A 14,848-nucleotide genomic window follows, 5' to 3' on the forward strand; every position below is an offset into this window, starting at 1 on the left:
CGTGCGGCAACGAGAAATCGTTGGTTCCGGCGCCGGTGGAATCCAATGATTCTGCTGAGGCAGAATCATCAGCCGTGATCCGGTACGTCTTCACCGCGACGTCATTGGCCGAGACCAGGTTCGGCTACTCGCCGCTTCTCGAAGCCCGCAACGCTCTGCGGCTCCTGCATCCGTTGACCCGCGCCAACCATCCGGTCTACGCCTCGTGGCGTCGCGTGACTCAGCAGGCCATCGACAGATCCGACCTGGACCTGCGGTTTCTCTACGCCCTGATCCCACCGCACAACTACACTCCCGACTTCCTCGCTCCGCCCGCGGGTCGGGAGCCGCAGTCGATCGACGCCGAGCTGTCCGCTGTCCGGCGTACTCCCCTGACGCGCGTACGCACCGAGCTCGGACTGATCCAACACTGGTTCACGCCCGGCACCAGCCGGCATCGATGGGCGGAGGCCCGTGCCCTGATCCGGGCGCCCGGGCTCGTCCGGGACCGCGCGGCCGAGGAACTCGCGGCATTCTGGGACGTCGCCCTACGGGCTGACTGGCCGCGGATCCGGGCATGTCTGGAGGCCGACGTCGCCCGCCGCGCACGGGCGTTGGCGCGGGGTGGGCCGGGCCTCGCGTTCGCCGGACTGCCCGACGGTGTGCGCTGGCGACGGGACACCCTCGAGGTACGCCGGCCCTTCTCAGCCGAGGTCTCGATGAACGACGAGGGCCTCGTCCTCATGCCGTCGGTCTTCGCCGGTCATCGGCTCGGGGGCGCGACGGATCCGCCGAGCCCACCGACCGTGTGGTACCGCGCCCACGACGTGCCCCAGGTGTGGGAGCCGCGCAAGGGTGTCCCAGCACCGATCGTCGCGGTGCTCGGACGCACGCGGGCCCGGTTGCTCGCGGCCCTGTCCCGACCGGTGTCGACGACCGCGGCGGCTGGTGAGCTCGGCATCGCCGCCGGTCACGTGGCCCAGCAGCTCGCCGCCTTGCGCTCGGCGGGGTTGGTCCGTTCCCAGCGGGTCGGACGCGAGGTGCTCTCCATGCGTACACCTCTGGGCGACCACCTGCTGGCCGGCCCAGACCACCACGACGAAGCGGGCTCGAGGTCCCGCGAGCGGGCGGTGCCCGCTGACGAGCAGGCCCACACCAGCTGAGGAGCGGGGCCCGCAGAGTCGAGGTTCAACCGCTACTCCAGCATCTCCCGCACGTTGTCGGGCAGGGTGTCGCGGTCGCGTTCCAGCTACTTGGCCACCGCCGCGCGGAGCTCCAGGACATCGAGCCCGAGGTCGAACCCGGTCGAGGAGGAATGCCGCCCCGTCACGAGGGCGTGGAGCACGTGCGCACCCTCGGCCAGGACGAGGTGGGGGAAGGTCAGCGTCTGCCGAGCCACCGAGGCACGGTAGGTGTCGACGGGCGGGCCGAGCGGTTCACCGTCGAGCGAGAGCTGATGGATGCCTCCGGCGGGCGATCCGCCCAGCGTCAACCCGAGGTTGCGGGATCCGAGTCCACCCGTGTCGAAGGCGACCTCCACCGTGTCGCCAGGGCCTGTCGCCCGCACGAGCAGCTGGGCGTCGCCCGACCACTTGCCGCCGTTCATCCCCTTGTTGGGTTGGACTTCCACCGGACAGCTGGACCGGCACCCTGGCTCCAGCGACTCGACCTCGATCCAGACCGCCCGCTCCTCCCGCAGCGCCGTGACCATCCGGCCCGGATGGTCCGTGATCACGCCGTCGATACCGAGCGGCATCATCTCGCGCACGTCCGCGGCCGTGCTCGTGTTGGTGAGGACACCGAGACCGAGAGCCTGGACGCGTTCGACCTGCTCCTGCGGGAACCGCGCCTGCCCCGTGCCGATGAACGCGGCGTACTGGGCGATCCTTTCCAGCTCCGCCAGGTCCGTGTCCGCGCGTACCGTCAACGCCGCCACCGTGGCCTCGGGACGAAGTTCCTTGTAGCGAAACGCATACTCTCGTTCGATCGACGCCACCACGAACCTGCCGCTGTCACCGGAGGCGTCGAGCGGACCGCCGCGACCATGCCGGTCGAGGCATGCCGCCACCGCGGCGACCAGGCCCTCGTCCTCCGACGGTCGCTTCATTTCGAGCAGCAGCCGGGCGCGGTCGCCCACGAGGTCGATCGTCTCGTCCAGGGTGGGAATCCGTTGACCGGCGAACCGCTCGTCGTTCCAGCCACCGGCGTCGAGGCGCCGCAGCTCGGTAAGGGTGAAGTCACGCACCCGCCACGGTGCACGATCAGGAAACACCTGTGTGGCGTCGGTTGTCCGCCTCAGGTTCGCGTCGTGGAAGACGACCAGCTCCCCGTCCGCGGTCCGTCGTACGTCGAGTTCGATGACGTCGGCACCCTGGGCGAGCGCCTCCTCGAATGCGGCAGAGGTGTTTTCCGGTGCGTCACCGGACGCGCCTCGGTGCGCAGCAATCACCGACATCTCCCCTGCTCTTGCAAATGACCACGCTGAGCAGGCCCCCGGTAGCTGGACAGGTGCCGATACCTATCCCAGGTTCCGAACGCATGGGCAGCGTGGTCATTTGCAGCACAACGGCCACTAGCTGACGAGGCCGGACTGGTAGGCGAACACCACGAGCTGGGCGCGGTCCCGCGCGGCGAGCTTGATCATCGCCCGGCTGACGTGTGTACGCGCGGTCGCCGGGCTCACGACCAACCGCTCCGCGATCTCGTCGTTGCTGAGTCCCTCGCCGACCAGGCCGACGATCTCCCGTTCGCGGTCGGTGAGGGTGTCGAGCTGCGGGTGCGGCTTGACCGCGCGCGGTGACCGGGACGCGAACTCCCGCACCACCCGTCGCGTCACCGACGGCGACAGCAGCGCGCCTCCCTCGGCCACGAGCCGGATCGCCTGCAGGAGCTCGCTCGGCTTGGTGTCCTTGAGCAGGAAGCCGCTTGCGCCGTAGCGCAACGCGTCGAAGACGTACTCGTCGAGCTCGAACGTCGTCAACACGATCACCTTCGTACCCGCCAGCTCGGGATCGGCGCAGATCCGCCGGGTCGCCTCGAGCCCGTCGACGCCGGGCATCCGGATGTCCATCAGGATGACGTCGGGCCGATGGTCCCGTGCGGCGGCAACGGCACCGAGCCCGTCACCGGCCTCGCCCGCGAAATCCAGGTCGTCCTCGTTGTCCACCAGAGTCGAAAGGCCCAACCGGACCAGATCCTGGTCGTCGACGATCAGCACCCTGATCACGCCGCACCTCCTGTCGGGATCGACGCCCGCACCATGAACTGTCCATCGTCGGTGGGTCCGGCGGTGAACTCCCCGCCGAGTGCCTCGACGCGCTCCCGCATACCTGGGATGCCGAGCCCACCGCCGCGGCTGCGTACGGCTCCCGCGGGGTTGGAGATCGCCAGCGTCACGGCGTCAGTCTGGTAACCGATCCGCACGCTGGCAACCTTCGCCGCGCCGTGCCGGAGGACGTTCGTCAGCGACTCCTGGACGACCCGGTAACCGGCCAGTTCGACGGCCGCCGGAAGGGCGCGGCGCTCGCCGTCGGTTTCCAGGTGGATGTCGACTCCGGCGTCGCTCATGCGTTGGCGAAGCTCGTCGAGCCGCTCCAGGCCGGGTGCGGGTGTCCGCTCGGGATCCGCTCCGGTCCTCCGGACGACCGCCAGTGTGGCGCGGAGCTCGTCGAGGGCCGCGGTGCTGGTCCGGCTGATCGCGTTCAACGCGACCTCCGCCTGCTCGGGGCGCTTCGGCAGGACGTGCAGGGCGACGTCGGCCTGCATCTTGATGGCCGCGAGCCCGTGGCCGACCACGTCGTGCACCTCCTGCGCCACCCGCAGCCGCTCCTCGTCGACGTGCTGGCGGACCGTCTCGGCGCGGGCCTGAGCCGCTGCCTCACGAGTCAGGCGTACGGTCACGCCGATCGCGAACGGCACCACCACCCACGCGGAACCGGGGATGACGCCGAGCAACCCCGGCAGCGACGCACTGTTGGTGAAGATGTGCGCCAGCAGGATCACCAGGGCGAGCGCGCACGGCGGCCAGGCCCGCGCGAGCGGCACATGCCGGGCCACCGTGTAGACCGCGACGAAGAAGGAGAAGAGGATCGGTCCGTACGTATAACCGAGCACGAGATAGGTCGACGAGCACAGCGTCGCCACTGCCAGCGTGACGAGCGGCCACCGCCGCCGTACGGACAGGACGAGTGCAGTGGCGATCACCAGGCCGAAGCCCACGGCGTCGATCGGGCGGTCGGGCGACATGAACGCATTCGCCGACGTCGTCCCGCCGAGCCCGACCACGGTGAGGACGAGCGCGAGGGCGATGTCGCCGATCAGCGATCTCGAGAGTCTCATCTGTCCGCAGTCCTCACTGGATGTCCGGTGCTACCCGATGTCGCGGCGATGCAGGAGCCAGCCACCGACCATCGTGAACGCCAGCAGGTACGCCGTGACCACGAGGGTCGCCTGGCCCGACCCGACGAGCTCGGCCACCCCTGGCGTGTCCGACGATGCGCCGAGCGTCGCGACGAGGGAACCGGCGTTCGGACCGGGGAGGCCCTTCTGCAGTTCCGCCACCCAGTCCAGCAGAGGGGCCGCGATGGCGGCGAGCAGGTTCTGGATCGCGAGCAGCCACACCAGTCCGAGCCCGACCGGCAGCGCCACCGACCGCAGCAGGACGGCCAGCAGCACGCCGAACGCGGCCCACATCATCGTGACCAGCCAGCCGGCGCCCACTCCGAGCGCGATGTCGGTCGCACTCGGCCAGTCGAGCGGTTGGTCCTCCACGACGGCGACGAGGGCGCTCGCGGCGGCGGACACGCAGACGAGCGCGCCGACGAGGACGAGCGACCCGGCGGCGACCGTCACCAGCTTGGCGGCGTACGCACTCCACCGGGACGGCCCCTGCGCGAAGACGGTCTTCCACGTCTCCCAGGCGTACTCGCTACCCGTCACGAGGACCCCGAAGATCAGCGCGAGCGCCCCGACGAAAACGGGCGTCCCGCCGATCGCGTTCCCGACGAACGCATCCGGCACCATGGCGGCCAGCCCACGGTCGCTGTTCGGCGGGCCCGAGGTGCCACCGGCATAACCGGCGTACGGAATGAGATAGGCGAACGTCAGGCTCAGCAGCACACCGATGGCCAGCAGCAGCCAGGCGGCGGGCCGGCGCACCTGCTTGGCGAGTTCGGCGCGGACGTTACCCCACATGGGTCGGCTCTCCTGTCAGCTCGAGGAAGATCTTTTCGAGGTCGGGTTCCCTCCAGCGGACCTCGCTGACGGAGATCCCGGCCTGGACGAGTTCGGTGTTGATCCAGGCGGCCTTGGCGGCGTCGATGTCCACCGCCAGCGCTTCGCCGTCGACGCGTACGAGGTCCGGGCCGGCGAGCGTCGCGACGAGATCGCGCGCCACGTCGAGCGGGTCGGCGACGATGCGGAGAGCGCCACCGCTGCCCAGATCGGCGACGGTCGTCTCCGCCACCAGCCGGCCGCGCGAGATCACGCCCACGCGGTCGCAGATCTGCTGGACCTCGCCGAGGAGGTGGCTCGACAGCAGCACCGTCCGGCCGGCGTCGGCCAGTCTGCGGAGGGTGACACGCATGTCGGCCATCCCGGTCGGGTCCAGGCCGTTCGTCGGTTCGTCGAGGATCAGCAGGTCAGGGTCCTTCAGCAAGGCCGCGGCGAGACCGAGGCGCTGCTTCATGCCGAGCGAGTACTTCGCGTAGCGGTCCCGCGCCCGCTCAGCCAGGTCCACCGTCTCGAGCACGTCGTCGACGCGGCGTCGGGCGACACCCGCGTGGCGCGCGAGCACCCGCAGGTTGTCCCGGCCGGAGAGGTACGGATAGAACGCCGGACCCTCGATCAGCGCTCCCACCCGGTCGAGGTGACCTGCTCCGGGCGGGTTGCCGAACAGCCGCAGGCTGCCCTTCGTGGGTCGGACGAGTCCGAGCAGCATCCGCAGGGTCGTGGTCTTGCCGGCGCCGTTCGGGCCGAGGAAGCCGTAGACCTCGCCCGGCTGGACGGTCAGGCTGAGCTCCTCGACCGCCGGCGTACGGCCGTAGCGCTTGGTCAGCGCGGTGGTCTCGACGGGATTTCTCATGCCATCGAGGCTCCCCGATCCTGCCTCGGCGAGCGTCACTCGGGAAGCGGCTCCGTCGCTACGCCACTCGACGTAGCGGTCGGCCGCCTGACCACGCGGGAGGCGTACGCAGCGGGTCGCAGGCGTACGTACGTCCCTGGGAGACGGTGCGGGGCGTGCGGTTCATGATCATGCGTGGGAAAGGGGCGTTCCCCAGCGCCAGAAACCACAGTTTCCCACGCATGATCATGAACGACAGGGCCCGGTGCAGCCGCTAGCGCGGGATGGACCCGCCCTTATCGACCGTCGAGGCGGACCGTCTCGCCGAGGCTGGCCGACCGGTAGATAGCCTCACTCAGCTCGGCGACCCGCAACCCGGCCGCCGGCGGCGCCGGGTTCGGCGTCTCCCCGTTGATCGCGGACCACCAGGCCTCGTGCAGGTCGGGCGTGCGCGGAAGGTCCAGCCGCTGCTCGATCGACTTCCCCCGCGCGAACGTCACCCGCCCCGTCCGCCACGGATGCTGCGGCTCCACCTCGTAGCGCAGCAGCCCGTCCGACCCGGAGACGACGACGGTCTCCATCCAGGTCGTCGCCAGGTCGCCCACGACGGCGAGCTGTCCCTGGACGCCGCCGGCGAAGGCGACGGTCGCGGTCGTGTTGATGTCGACGGGCGACCCCACCTGGTCGACGAGGGCCGACACCGACGCCACCGGCCGGTCGACGAGCCAGAGCAGCATGTCGGCCAGGTGGGAGCCGCTGTCCATCAGCATGCCGCCGCCGGACAGCGCCGGATCCTGCCGCCACGTGCCGGCCGTGCCTGTCAGCCACCGCTGCCCGCACGTGATGATGATCGAACGCAGCTCACCCAGCTCGCCGCCCGCGATCGTCTCCCGCATGAAGGTGTACGCAGGATCGAAGCGGCGCTGGTACCGCACCATCACGGTGACGCCCGCCGCCTCGGCCGCCGCCTCGATCTCCCGCGCCTCTCTCGCCGTACACGTGAGGGGCTTCTCGCACAGCACGTGCAGGCTCCGCTTGATCGCGCTCATCACGATCGGAAAGTGCAGTGTGTGGGGAGTGACGACCGTGACGGCGTCCAACTCGACCGCCTCGAACATCTCCTCGGCGGACGCGAAGGACGGGACCTCCGCCACCATCGGAACCCGCGATCGGAACAGCTCGAGATTCGACTGGCTGGGCTCGGCCAGCGCGACGATCTCGAACTCCGCCGTACTGGCCATCGTCTGCGCGTGCCCCGTCGCGGCTCCCCCACACCCGACGACGCCAACCCGAAGCCGTCCCATCGGCCCTCCCACATCTGTCGTTCGGTCCAGGACACAGATGTGTGGAAACCTTTCCACACATCCCGCCCGCGGAACACGGCCCGGCCACAGGGCGGTCCTGGACCGGTCAGTCATCTCGCCGGAGGGCCGGCGCCTCTCGCGGGCGGACCAGTGCGCTCAGCGGATGAACGTCACATCCGGATGCCGCGGCGACGGCCCGTCGAGAAGGCGCTGGTGCCGGTGCCGCAGGTGCTGGTCGAAGAAGGCCGTGACGTACGCCCGCACCGAGGCCGTGACCCGTACCGGGTCCACCGTGCCGATCGACCCCGACACCCGCTCGGGCGGCACGTCATAGGCCGCGTCGATCTGTGGCAGGAGCACCTGCTGGTCAGCGAACGTGAAGTGCTCGCCCTCGGCGACGTACAGGTCCCGCTTCCACCCGGTCGAGTTCGCCCAGAACTCGCGCCACTCAGGTGCGTCACGGTGGGTGTGTGGCAGCCCGCTGGTGAGGCCCGCACCCATGAGCATGAACGGCCGGTCGAGACCGTGCCCGACGACATCGCCGAGGTCGTTGTCTTCGAAGCTGTACGCCATGCTGCCGTCCATGTCGATGCCCGCGTCGATCCGCCGGTCGACCAGCATCGCCTCAGCCGTGGCGAACCCGCCCGCGGAGTGGCCGAACATCCCGACCCGGGTCAGGTCGAGCATCCCGCCGAGACCGTCCGGTAGTCGCCGCCGGTCGGCGTCGGGATTGCCACCCGCCGCGAGCACGCCAAGCTGGTCGAGGACGAAGCGCACGTCCGCGACCCGCGCTGCCAGCGCCACGTGGTTCCGCTCCGTGGGCGTGCCGTCGAACGTTGCCGGCAGCTCGAGCCGGCCGTCGGGAAACTCCACCGGCGCCTCGTGGGTGTGGTCGACGGTGACCACGACGTAACCACGGCTGGCCAGTTCCTCGACCAGCACGGTGCCGAGCGCACGGGGGATGCGGGCGCCCGGCGAGAACACCACAACGGGGCGGCCGCCGGGTCGGGCGAGGACGGGTGGCGAGGTCCGTGCGTGCGTACGGATCCCCGCCCAGTCCACCTGTCCGGGGCGCAGGCCGAGCTGCATGTCGGCGCTCGCGCCGAAAGCCTCGGCGGCGTACGGCCGGAAGTACGGAGTCGTCGGTGACTCCCCTGGCCAGCTGGCTCGCGCCGGGTACCACACGCCGACCATCAGCTCCCGTTGCCGATCCGCCACCCACGGGTCGCGGCGGTCGCGGTCGACCAGGTGGAGTTCGGTGGTGCCGACGCGATGCGGTCCGGTGGGTTCGGGCAGGCGGGGGCGCAGCGACTCCTCCGCGCGTACGCCTGCACGCTCCCGGATCGCCGACGACGGCGAGCCGAGGATCGAGTCGGCGGCGGTGCCTGCCGAAGCGAGCGCGGTCGTTGCCGAAGCGGGCGCGGTCGTTGGGGGAGCGGGAATGGCGTACGCCGAGATGGTGGCTGTCGGGACGAGGACAAGGCTGGTGAGGAGGAGTCGTCTGGTGAGGGTCATGGTCCCAGCCTGGGTGGCGACGCTGCTTCGGGCGTCCGCCGAACGGTCACCGCCGGATGCGACGAAGGTTGTAGCCCGCCTGGCACCCTCACTGCCCGATGGCGCAACCGTGCGTTCGGTTCCCCACTCACCAGCACTCCCACACCTGCCGGACCCGACGACGCCCCTGGAATAGCCCGGCGGGGCAGAGTGGTTCGCCTGTCGTGATGGCGCCCTACCGGCGTCCGACTTTCCAGACGTACGAAGGAGTCCACATGCCGAAGCCGCCACTCTCCCCTGACGTCATCGAGCTGTTGAAGCAGCCCAACCCGGCCGTCATGGCCACTGTCCGCCCGGACGGTACGCCCGTCTCGGTGGCGACCTGGTATCTCTGGGACGACGAGCGCGAGCGCATTCTGCTCAACCTCGACGCCAGGCGGAAGCGCCTCGAGCACATCCGCGCCAACCCCCGCGTCTCCCTGACGGTGCTGGACGGCGACTCGTGGTACCGGCACGTGAGCGTTCAGGGCACCGTGACCCTCGAACCCGATTCCGATCTCGCCGGCATCGACCGACTCGCCAGGCACTACACCGGCAAGCCCTATCCGGAGCGAAAATACCCGAGGTTCGACGCCTGGCTGGACGTCGAGACCTACCACGTCTGGCCCTGAACACGACCCGGCAGGCCCATTGCGATGGCTTGACGCCCTCCTGTCTACCGGCTAGACATACGAGGCACCCCGGCAGGCAACGGCGGGCGAATCGAACGTGAGTGGGCACTCACGTTCGTCACGAGGGGTTGGCCGACATCACCGAATCGACGTATCGCGTCGTGGTTTCCCGCGACGGTACGACCTGGCATGCCGACGTGCCAGGCATCGAAGGCGCCCAGACCACCGCGCGCACGCTTCCCGCACTCAACCGCCGGGTGCGGGAAATCATCGTGCGGACGGCGCGGCTTCCGGACGACACCGGGTCCTCTCTCGTCCTCGACTGGCACTTCCACACCGGTGACCGCGTACTCGACGACGAAGCCGCCCGGGTCCGCGCACTCCGATCCAGGGCACGCGAACTGGCCGACGCCATCCACTCCTCGACCACGGCCACGGCACGCCGGCTGGTGGCACAGCACGTGTCGGTACGCGACGCGGCCATCATGCTCGGCGTCAGCCCGCAACGGATCTCCCAGGTCACACGTACACAGCCGAGGGCCAGCTGATGATCGCCACCCGCCGTCGCAGGAACAAAACCGGACGAATTGTCCCCATTGCGCAACCCACCCCTTGCGCTGACCGTTTCTTCACAGAAGGAGCAAGGGAGTAGACATGCACGAGGACCCGGCGCTCGATGACGCCGTGCGGGTCGATCTGCTGCGAACGATGGTCCTGCTCCGGACATTCCACGATGCGATCCGGCGCGAGGCCGACGCGAGGCGGGCGACGACCGCGGCGGTGCAGGTACCGTCCAGGGCGCGCGAGTGGCAGTCCGGCACCGGTGGACGGACCGACGTGGCCGAGCGGGCCGGCGCAGGTGGGCGGGCCGACGCAGATGGGCCGGTCCGGCGGAACGGTGTGCGCAGCAGTCTGCTCGGCTGCGAGCCGATGGCGGCAGGGTTCGGCGTACACCTGAACTCCGACGACTCCGTCACCGCACCACGGCAACCGCACTATCTCGCGATCGCGCGGGGAATCGACCTGCGCTGCGTGGTGGGCGAGGCGATCGGAACCGCGCACGGCCATCAGTCGCCGGAGGAATCCGAGGGCGGCGTTCCATGGTCGGTCCTCGGCCTGCGGACGTCGGGTCCGAGCGCGGAAGGCGCCGGATATCTTCCCGCCCTGGGACGGGCGTTCGGCTATCAGGAGCAGGGCTCGCATCGGGTCGCGGTCGCGATCGTGGACCAGGCCACGTCGACAGAGGAGGGCTTCCGGTCGGCGACGCAGCTTGCCCATCTGTGGAAGCTGCCGGTCGTCTTTCTCCTCTGCACAGACCGCCTCGCCGCCGCATCCGAGTCCACCGGTGACCTCGCCGCCGGGCACGTGCATGACTACGGCATCCCGAGTGTCTGCGTGACGAGTGTCGCGGTCGAGTCCGCCTGTGCGGCCGCCGGACGTGCGGTACGACGGGCCCGGGCAGGTGAGGGTCCCTTCCTCGTCGAGGTGCAGACGATGTGGGCCGGCCCGCCCGAGGCAGCAACTCCGGGCGCGGGCGCGGTCCAGGATCCAGTCACGACTTACGAACAGGCACTACGAGAGCGCGGCCTCGTCGATGACGCACTCATGGCTCAGATCCACGCCGAGGCGACCTACCGGGTCAACGACGCGGTGCGTGATGTCGTGGACAGCCACCGCGAGGGTCCGGACAGCTGCGCCCTTTGTGCACGGAAAGCGGCTTCCTGAGTGCTGCGGCCGACAGGGCCGCCGATCACGCGACTTTCCCGCCTGTTCGCGCGAGCGGCCCGGCGCGTCACGCCAACGGTTCGGGCGGCGGCGTCGGGTCGGTGAGGTAGCGCTGCAACGTGGGTCCGAGCCACGCGACGACCGTGTCGGGACTCGCCGACGCCAGAGGTTCGATCCGTACGACGTATCTCGCAAGGGCAATGCCCATGAGTTGTGAGCCCACGAGTTCTGCACGCAAGGGTGCGTCGTCGGTACCGATTACCCGCGCGACCTGCCCCAGGATCTCCCCTTGGACGAACTCCCGCAGCAGTCCCGCCGACTGGTCGTCGGTCGGTGCCGACCGCAGCAGGGCGTACATCGGCTCGAAGCTGCCGGCGTCATCCCAGACCTGAAGGAAGTGCCGGATGATCCGTGGCCCTAGCTCGTCGAGCCCGCCTTCGAGCAGTGCGGCGACGCGGTCCGCGGGGTTGGCCGGAAGTTCCATCGCTGTGGCGAACAGCTTCGACTTGGTGCTGAAGAAGTAGTGCACCATCGCCGGGTCGACCCGCGCCTCGGCTGCGATCTGCCGGATGGTCGCCCGGTCATAGCCGTACCGCGCGAACGTCGATCGGGCGGCAGTGAGGATGCGTTCCCGACTCTCCGCCCCGGAACGCCAGCGGCCCGGCCGGCGCTGACCCTGCCCACGCTGGCTCGGCTGGGCCTCACCCTGCTGGGCCTCACCCTGCTGGGCCTCACCCTGCTGGGCACGCCGCCGAGGTGGGGACCTTCGCGAGCGGTCCGTGCCGCCCGCCTCGTTCGTCACGGCCGCATGTTACTTCATCGCTTGTTGAAGTACGGGTGAACTGCTGGTAACGTCCAACAAACTCCACCATGCGATGAAGAATGACCTGTCGGGTGAGTAACCGCCGGATTCAAGCCGGTTCGGAAGGGTCGCCATGGTCACGTACGTACGACGCCTGGACAGCGCCGACACCTACGACGTCAGGCTGGCGGGCGGCAAGGGAGCTGGCCTCGCGGAGCTGATCCGCGCCGGGTTCCCGGTCCCGGCGGGATTCGTGGTCACGACGAACGCCTACACCGACTTCCTGGAGGCCAACGCCCTCGCCAGCAGCGAACTCGCCGGCAACCACGCCGACCAGCTTCGGGACCGCATCTCCACCGGGCCTGTTCCCGGCGCGATCGCCGACGCGATCCGCGACGCCTACCGCGAGCTGGGCTCCGGGCCCGTCGCCGTGCGTTCGTCCGGCACCGCAGAGGACCTGGCCGACGCCTCGTTCGCCGGACAGCACGACACCTACCTCGACGTCACGGGCGAGGAGTCGGTGCTCACCGCGGTGCGCGACTGCTGGGCCTCGCTGTGGACCCCCCGGGCCGTCGCCTACCGCGCACAGAACGGCTGGGACGAACGCGGCCTCGCCCTCGCGGTCGTCGTCCAGACCATGGTGGACGCGGAGTGGGCGGGCGTGACGTTCACCGCCAATCCGGTCAGCGGACGTCGCGACCGACTGGTGATCGAGGCTGTCCGCGGGCTCGGTGAAGCCCTGGTCTCCGGTGAGGCGACGGGCCATCACCTGGAGGTGGACAAGGGCACAGGCCAACTCGTCGACAGTGCCGAATCGCCACCGTCGCCGCTTCCGCCCGGACTCCTCGACGAGCTGGTGAAACTCGGCACGCGGGTCGAGGAGGCGTTCGGTCGACCGCAGGACATCGAGTGGGCCTACGCCGAGGAGCGCTGCGCGCTGGTCCAGGCGCGGCCGCTGACGGCACTGCCCGACGCACCGGACGCCGGCGGGGAGAGCGAAGGTCCGCCACGGCGGCAGAGCCGAGGTCCGCAGCCGGCCGCGGACCAGCGCGACAGGAAGGGGCGCTGGGGAAGTCGGCGCAGGCGACGTGGCCCGGACTACCAGATCGCGGCGGACCACGTGCCGTACCCGCCGTTTCCGATGGACCTGGGGCTGTCCTTGCGGCCGGCGGTGGGTGCGATTCTCGACGGATTTCGCTCCGCCGGCTTCACGACTCCCGACGTCGACGACGTTCTGGTCGAGATCGACGACGGTGTGGTGCAGGTCGTTCCACCGCGGATCCGGCCCACGGCGCGAGTGCTCATTCGTACGCCCGCCGCGCTGCCGAAGCTGATCGCCGCCCTGCGGGTACGCCCGACGGACTGGCTCGCGCGCTGTCACGCCACGCTGGTCCCGCTCGTCGAGCGGATCGAGGCGGAGGACCTCACGGCGCTGTCCGACCGCGAGCTGCTCGACCGCGTGCGGGAGCTGCGACAGGTACAGGGTCAGCTGGTCCTCACCCGATTCAGTTCCATCGTCCCCTGGGTGCTGCCCGCCGACCGTGTACTGGCGACGGTCCTCCGGCTGGCGGTCGGCCGCGGCCGCGGCGAACAGCTGCACACGGACCTCCTGTCCGGGATCCCCTCCGTCACCCGGGCGGCGAGCCAGGAGCTCGACCGACTCGCCGCCACGATCCACCGGTCGCCCGACCTGTCGCGGACCTACGCCGAGACGCCCGCCGAGGACATCCCGGAGCGGCTGCGGGAGACCGAGCCCGGGCGCGCACTGCTCGACGAGATCGACGCCTACCTGCGGCGGTTCGGGTTCCGGCAGATCGCCCAGCCACTGGCCGGGTTCCCACCGCTGCGCGAGACACCGGCGGCCGTCCACGGCATGCTCAAGGGACACGCGCCGGCCATGGCCGACCGTCGCCCGACCGTCGAGACCGCGCAGGACGACGCGGCTCGCGCTGGACGCGCCCGCGCGGACCTGACCGGCGGGAAGGTGCGTACCCGCGTGTTCGGGCCGCTCGCGCTCAAGCTGACCGACGCCGTACGCACCGGCACCAGCGTGCGGGAGGACAGCCACTTCCACCTGTTCATGGTCGCCTGCGCGGCCATCCGTCGCGTACTCCTGGATCTCGGGCGGCGCTATGTCGAGCGCGGCCTCCTCACCGACGCGCGGGACATCTTCTACCTCGAACTGGACGAGGTGACGACACCGCAAGACGTGCAGGTCGGTGCCGCCGTCGCCCGCCGCAAGGCCGCGCGCGAAGCCGCCCTCGCGACCTACACGGTGGTCCCCGCCGAGCTGCTCGGCTCGCCGACGCCTGCGGCGGGAGCGATCCATGGCACACCGGCCAGCCGTGGAACCGTGGTCGGACCCGTGCGGATCATCCGCGACGAGACGGATTTCGGCCGGCTCGCCCCTGGCGACGTGCTCGTCTGCCGGTACACCAACCCCGCGTGGACACCGCTGTTCTCGCTGGCAAGCGCCGTGGTCACCGACGCGGGCGGGGCGGCGTCGCACGCCGCGATCGTCGCCCGGGAGTACGGCATCCCCGCCGTGATGGGCACCGGTGACGCGACCCGGGTACTCACCGACGGGCAGCTGGTACGGGTCGACGGGGACAACGGAACCGTCGTCCGCGTGGACGCCCAGACCAGCACCGGGTAGCGGAGGCGCCGGTCGCAGACCTGCCTCGCGAGGCGGCGACGGCCGGTGTTTGATCAACGTTGAGGACTTCGGACGCTGCCGGCGCGGCTTGGTCCAGCTGGATCCGTGGTTGACCAATGGTGGCGGATTCGCCGCTCGTGGAACAAGCTGGGGTGG

General features: G+C 70.2%; 13 protein-coding genes. 5 read left to right on the forward strand and 8 right to left on the reverse strand.

The genetic code is table 11. From position 1 onward, the window contains the following. The first annotated feature begins 74 nt into the window (after positions 1 to 74). On the forward strand, positions 75 to 1,142 hold the full coding sequence (locus tag ABN028_RS21540) for an ArsR/SmtB family transcription factor (protein WP_349697863.1): 1,068 nt from the start codon (positions 75 to 77) through the stop codon (positions 1,140 to 1,142). An 86-nt stretch (positions 1,143 to 1,228) separates the two neighbouring features. On the opposite strand, the gene ABN028_RS21545 is transcribed toward ABN028_RS21540, so the two are convergent. The 7 genes from ABN028_RS21545 to ABN028_RS21575 all read right to left on the reverse strand — a co-directional run bounded on the left by ABN028_RS21545 (position 1,229) and on the right by ABN028_RS21575 (position 8,859). Beyond that, positions 1,229 to 2,428: a glycerophosphodiester phosphodiesterase gene (locus ABN028_RS21545; RefSeq protein WP_349697864.1), complete on the reverse strand. Its 1,200-nt coding sequence runs from the start codon at positions 2,426 to 2,428 to the stop codon at positions 1,229 to 1,231. A 123-nt stretch (positions 2,429 to 2,551) separates the two neighbouring features. Beyond that, positions 2,552 to 3,205: a response regulator transcription factor gene (locus ABN028_RS21550; RefSeq protein ID WP_349330964.1), complete on the reverse strand. Its 654-nt coding sequence runs from the start codon at positions 3,203 to 3,205 to the stop codon at positions 2,552 to 2,554. Beyond that, positions 3,202 to 4,317: a sensor histidine kinase gene (locus tag ABN028_RS21555; RefSeq protein ID WP_349697865.1), complete on the reverse strand. Its 1,116-nt coding sequence runs from the start codon at positions 4,315 to 4,317 to the stop codon at positions 3,202 to 3,204. Before ABN028_RS21555 ends, ABN028_RS21550 begins: the two co-directional genes overlap by 4 nt. Before the next feature lie 30 nt (positions 4,318 to 4,347). Then, positions 4,348 to 5,172, reverse strand: coding sequence for an ABC transporter permease (locus tag ABN028_RS21560; protein ID WP_349330962.1), 825 nt, complete (start codon positions 5,170 to 5,172; stop codon positions 4,348 to 4,350). Then, positions 5,162 to 6,061, reverse strand: a complete 900-nt coding sequence (locus ABN028_RS21565) for an ABC transporter ATP-binding protein (protein ID WP_349697866.1) — start codon at positions 6,059 to 6,061, stop codon at positions 5,162 to 5,164. The genes ABN028_RS21560 and ABN028_RS21565 overlap by 11 nt, the downstream gene beginning before the upstream one ends. Before the next feature lie 275 nt (positions 6,062 to 6,336). Further along, entirely contained in the window at positions 6,337 to 7,344 is a 1,008-nt protein-coding gene (locus tag ABN028_RS21570) for a Gfo/Idh/MocA family protein (RefSeq protein WP_349330960.1), read from the reverse strand. Positions 7,345 to 7,500: 156 nt separating this feature from the next. Then, a complete protein-coding gene (locus ABN028_RS21575) occupies positions 7,501 to 8,859 on the reverse strand; it encodes an alpha/beta hydrolase family protein (RefSeq protein WP_349697867.1) in 1,359 nt (452 codons plus the stop codon). Positions 8,860 to 9,113: 254 nt separating this feature from the next. Between ABN028_RS21575 and ABN028_RS21580 the strand changes: the two genes are divergently transcribed. The 3 genes from ABN028_RS21580 to ABN028_RS21590 all read left to right on the forward strand — a co-directional run bounded on the left by ABN028_RS21580 (position 9,114) and on the right by ABN028_RS21590 (position 11,234). Further along, positions 9,114 to 9,509, forward strand: coding sequence for a PPOX class F420-dependent oxidoreductase (locus tag ABN028_RS21580; protein ID WP_349697868.1), 396 nt, complete (start codon positions 9,114 to 9,116; stop codon positions 9,507 to 9,509). Positions 9,510 to 9,610: 101 nt separating this feature from the next. Next, positions 9,611 to 10,057 (forward strand): type II toxin-antitoxin system HicB family antitoxin, encoded by a 447-nt coding sequence (locus ABN028_RS21585; protein WP_349330957.1) that lies wholly within the window; start codon positions 9,611 to 9,613, stop codon positions 10,055 to 10,057. A gap of 106 nt (positions 10,058 to 10,163) precedes the next feature. Further along, positions 10,164 to 11,234 (forward strand): thiamine pyrophosphate-dependent enzyme, encoded by a 1,071-nt coding sequence (locus ABN028_RS21590; RefSeq protein ID WP_349697869.1) that lies wholly within the window; start codon positions 10,164 to 10,166, stop codon positions 11,232 to 11,234. A 67-nt stretch (positions 11,235 to 11,301) separates the two neighbouring features. On the opposite strand, the gene ABN028_RS21595 is transcribed toward ABN028_RS21590, so the two are convergent. Further along, entirely contained in the window at positions 11,302 to 12,036 is a 735-nt protein-coding gene (locus ABN028_RS21595; protein ID WP_349330955.1) for a TetR/AcrR family transcriptional regulator, read from the reverse strand. 133 nt (positions 12,037 to 12,169) lie between these two features. Between ABN028_RS21595 and ABN028_RS21600 the strand changes: the two genes are divergently transcribed. Beyond that, positions 12,170 to 14,692: a PEP/pyruvate-binding domain-containing protein gene (locus ABN028_RS21600; RefSeq protein WP_349697870.1), complete on the forward strand. Its 2,523-nt coding sequence runs from the start codon at positions 12,170 to 12,172 to the stop codon at positions 14,690 to 14,692. Positions 14,693 to 14,848: the final 156 nt, after the last annotated feature.

The organism is Actinopolymorpha sp. B17G11 (assembly GCF_040196095.1).
Lineage (GTDB): Bacteria > Actinomycetota > Actinomycetes > Propionibacteriales > Actinopolymorphaceae > Thermasporomyces.

What these genes read in the sequence shown, in the direction of transcription:
- ABN028_RS21555 (WP_349697865.1), bottom strand. Translation starts at nt 4,317, where the DNA reads ATGAGACTCTCGAGATCGCTGATCGGCGACATCGCCCTCGCGCTCGTC.
- ABN028_RS21560 (WP_349330962.1), bottom strand. Translation starts at nt 5,172, where the DNA reads ATGTGGGGTAACGTCCGCGCCGAACTCGCCAAGCAGGTGCGCCGGCCC.
- ABN028_RS21565 (WP_349697866.1), bottom strand. Translation starts at nt 6,061, where the DNA reads ATGAGAAATCCCGTCGAGACCACCGCGCTGACCAAGCGCTACGGCCGT.
- ABN028_RS21570 (WP_349330960.1), bottom strand. Translation starts at nt 7,344, where the DNA reads ATGGGACGGCTTCGGGTTGGCGTCGTCGGGTGTGGGGGAGCCGCGACG.
- ABN028_RS21575 (WP_349697867.1), bottom strand. Translation starts at nt 8,859, where the DNA reads ATGACCCTCACCAGACGACTCCTCCTCACCAGCCTTGTCCTCGTCCCG.
- ABN028_RS21580 (WP_349697868.1), top strand. Translation starts at nt 9,114, where the DNA reads ATGCCGAAGCCGCCACTCTCCCCTGACGTCATCGAGCTGTTGAAGCAG.
- ABN028_RS21590 (WP_349697869.1), top strand. Translation starts at nt 10,164, where the DNA reads ATGCACGAGGACCCGGCGCTCGATGACGCCGTGCGGGTCGATCTGCTG.
- ABN028_RS21600 (WP_349697870.1), top strand. Translation starts at nt 12,170, where the DNA reads ATGGTCACGTACGTACGACGCCTGGACAGCGCCGACACCTACGACGTC.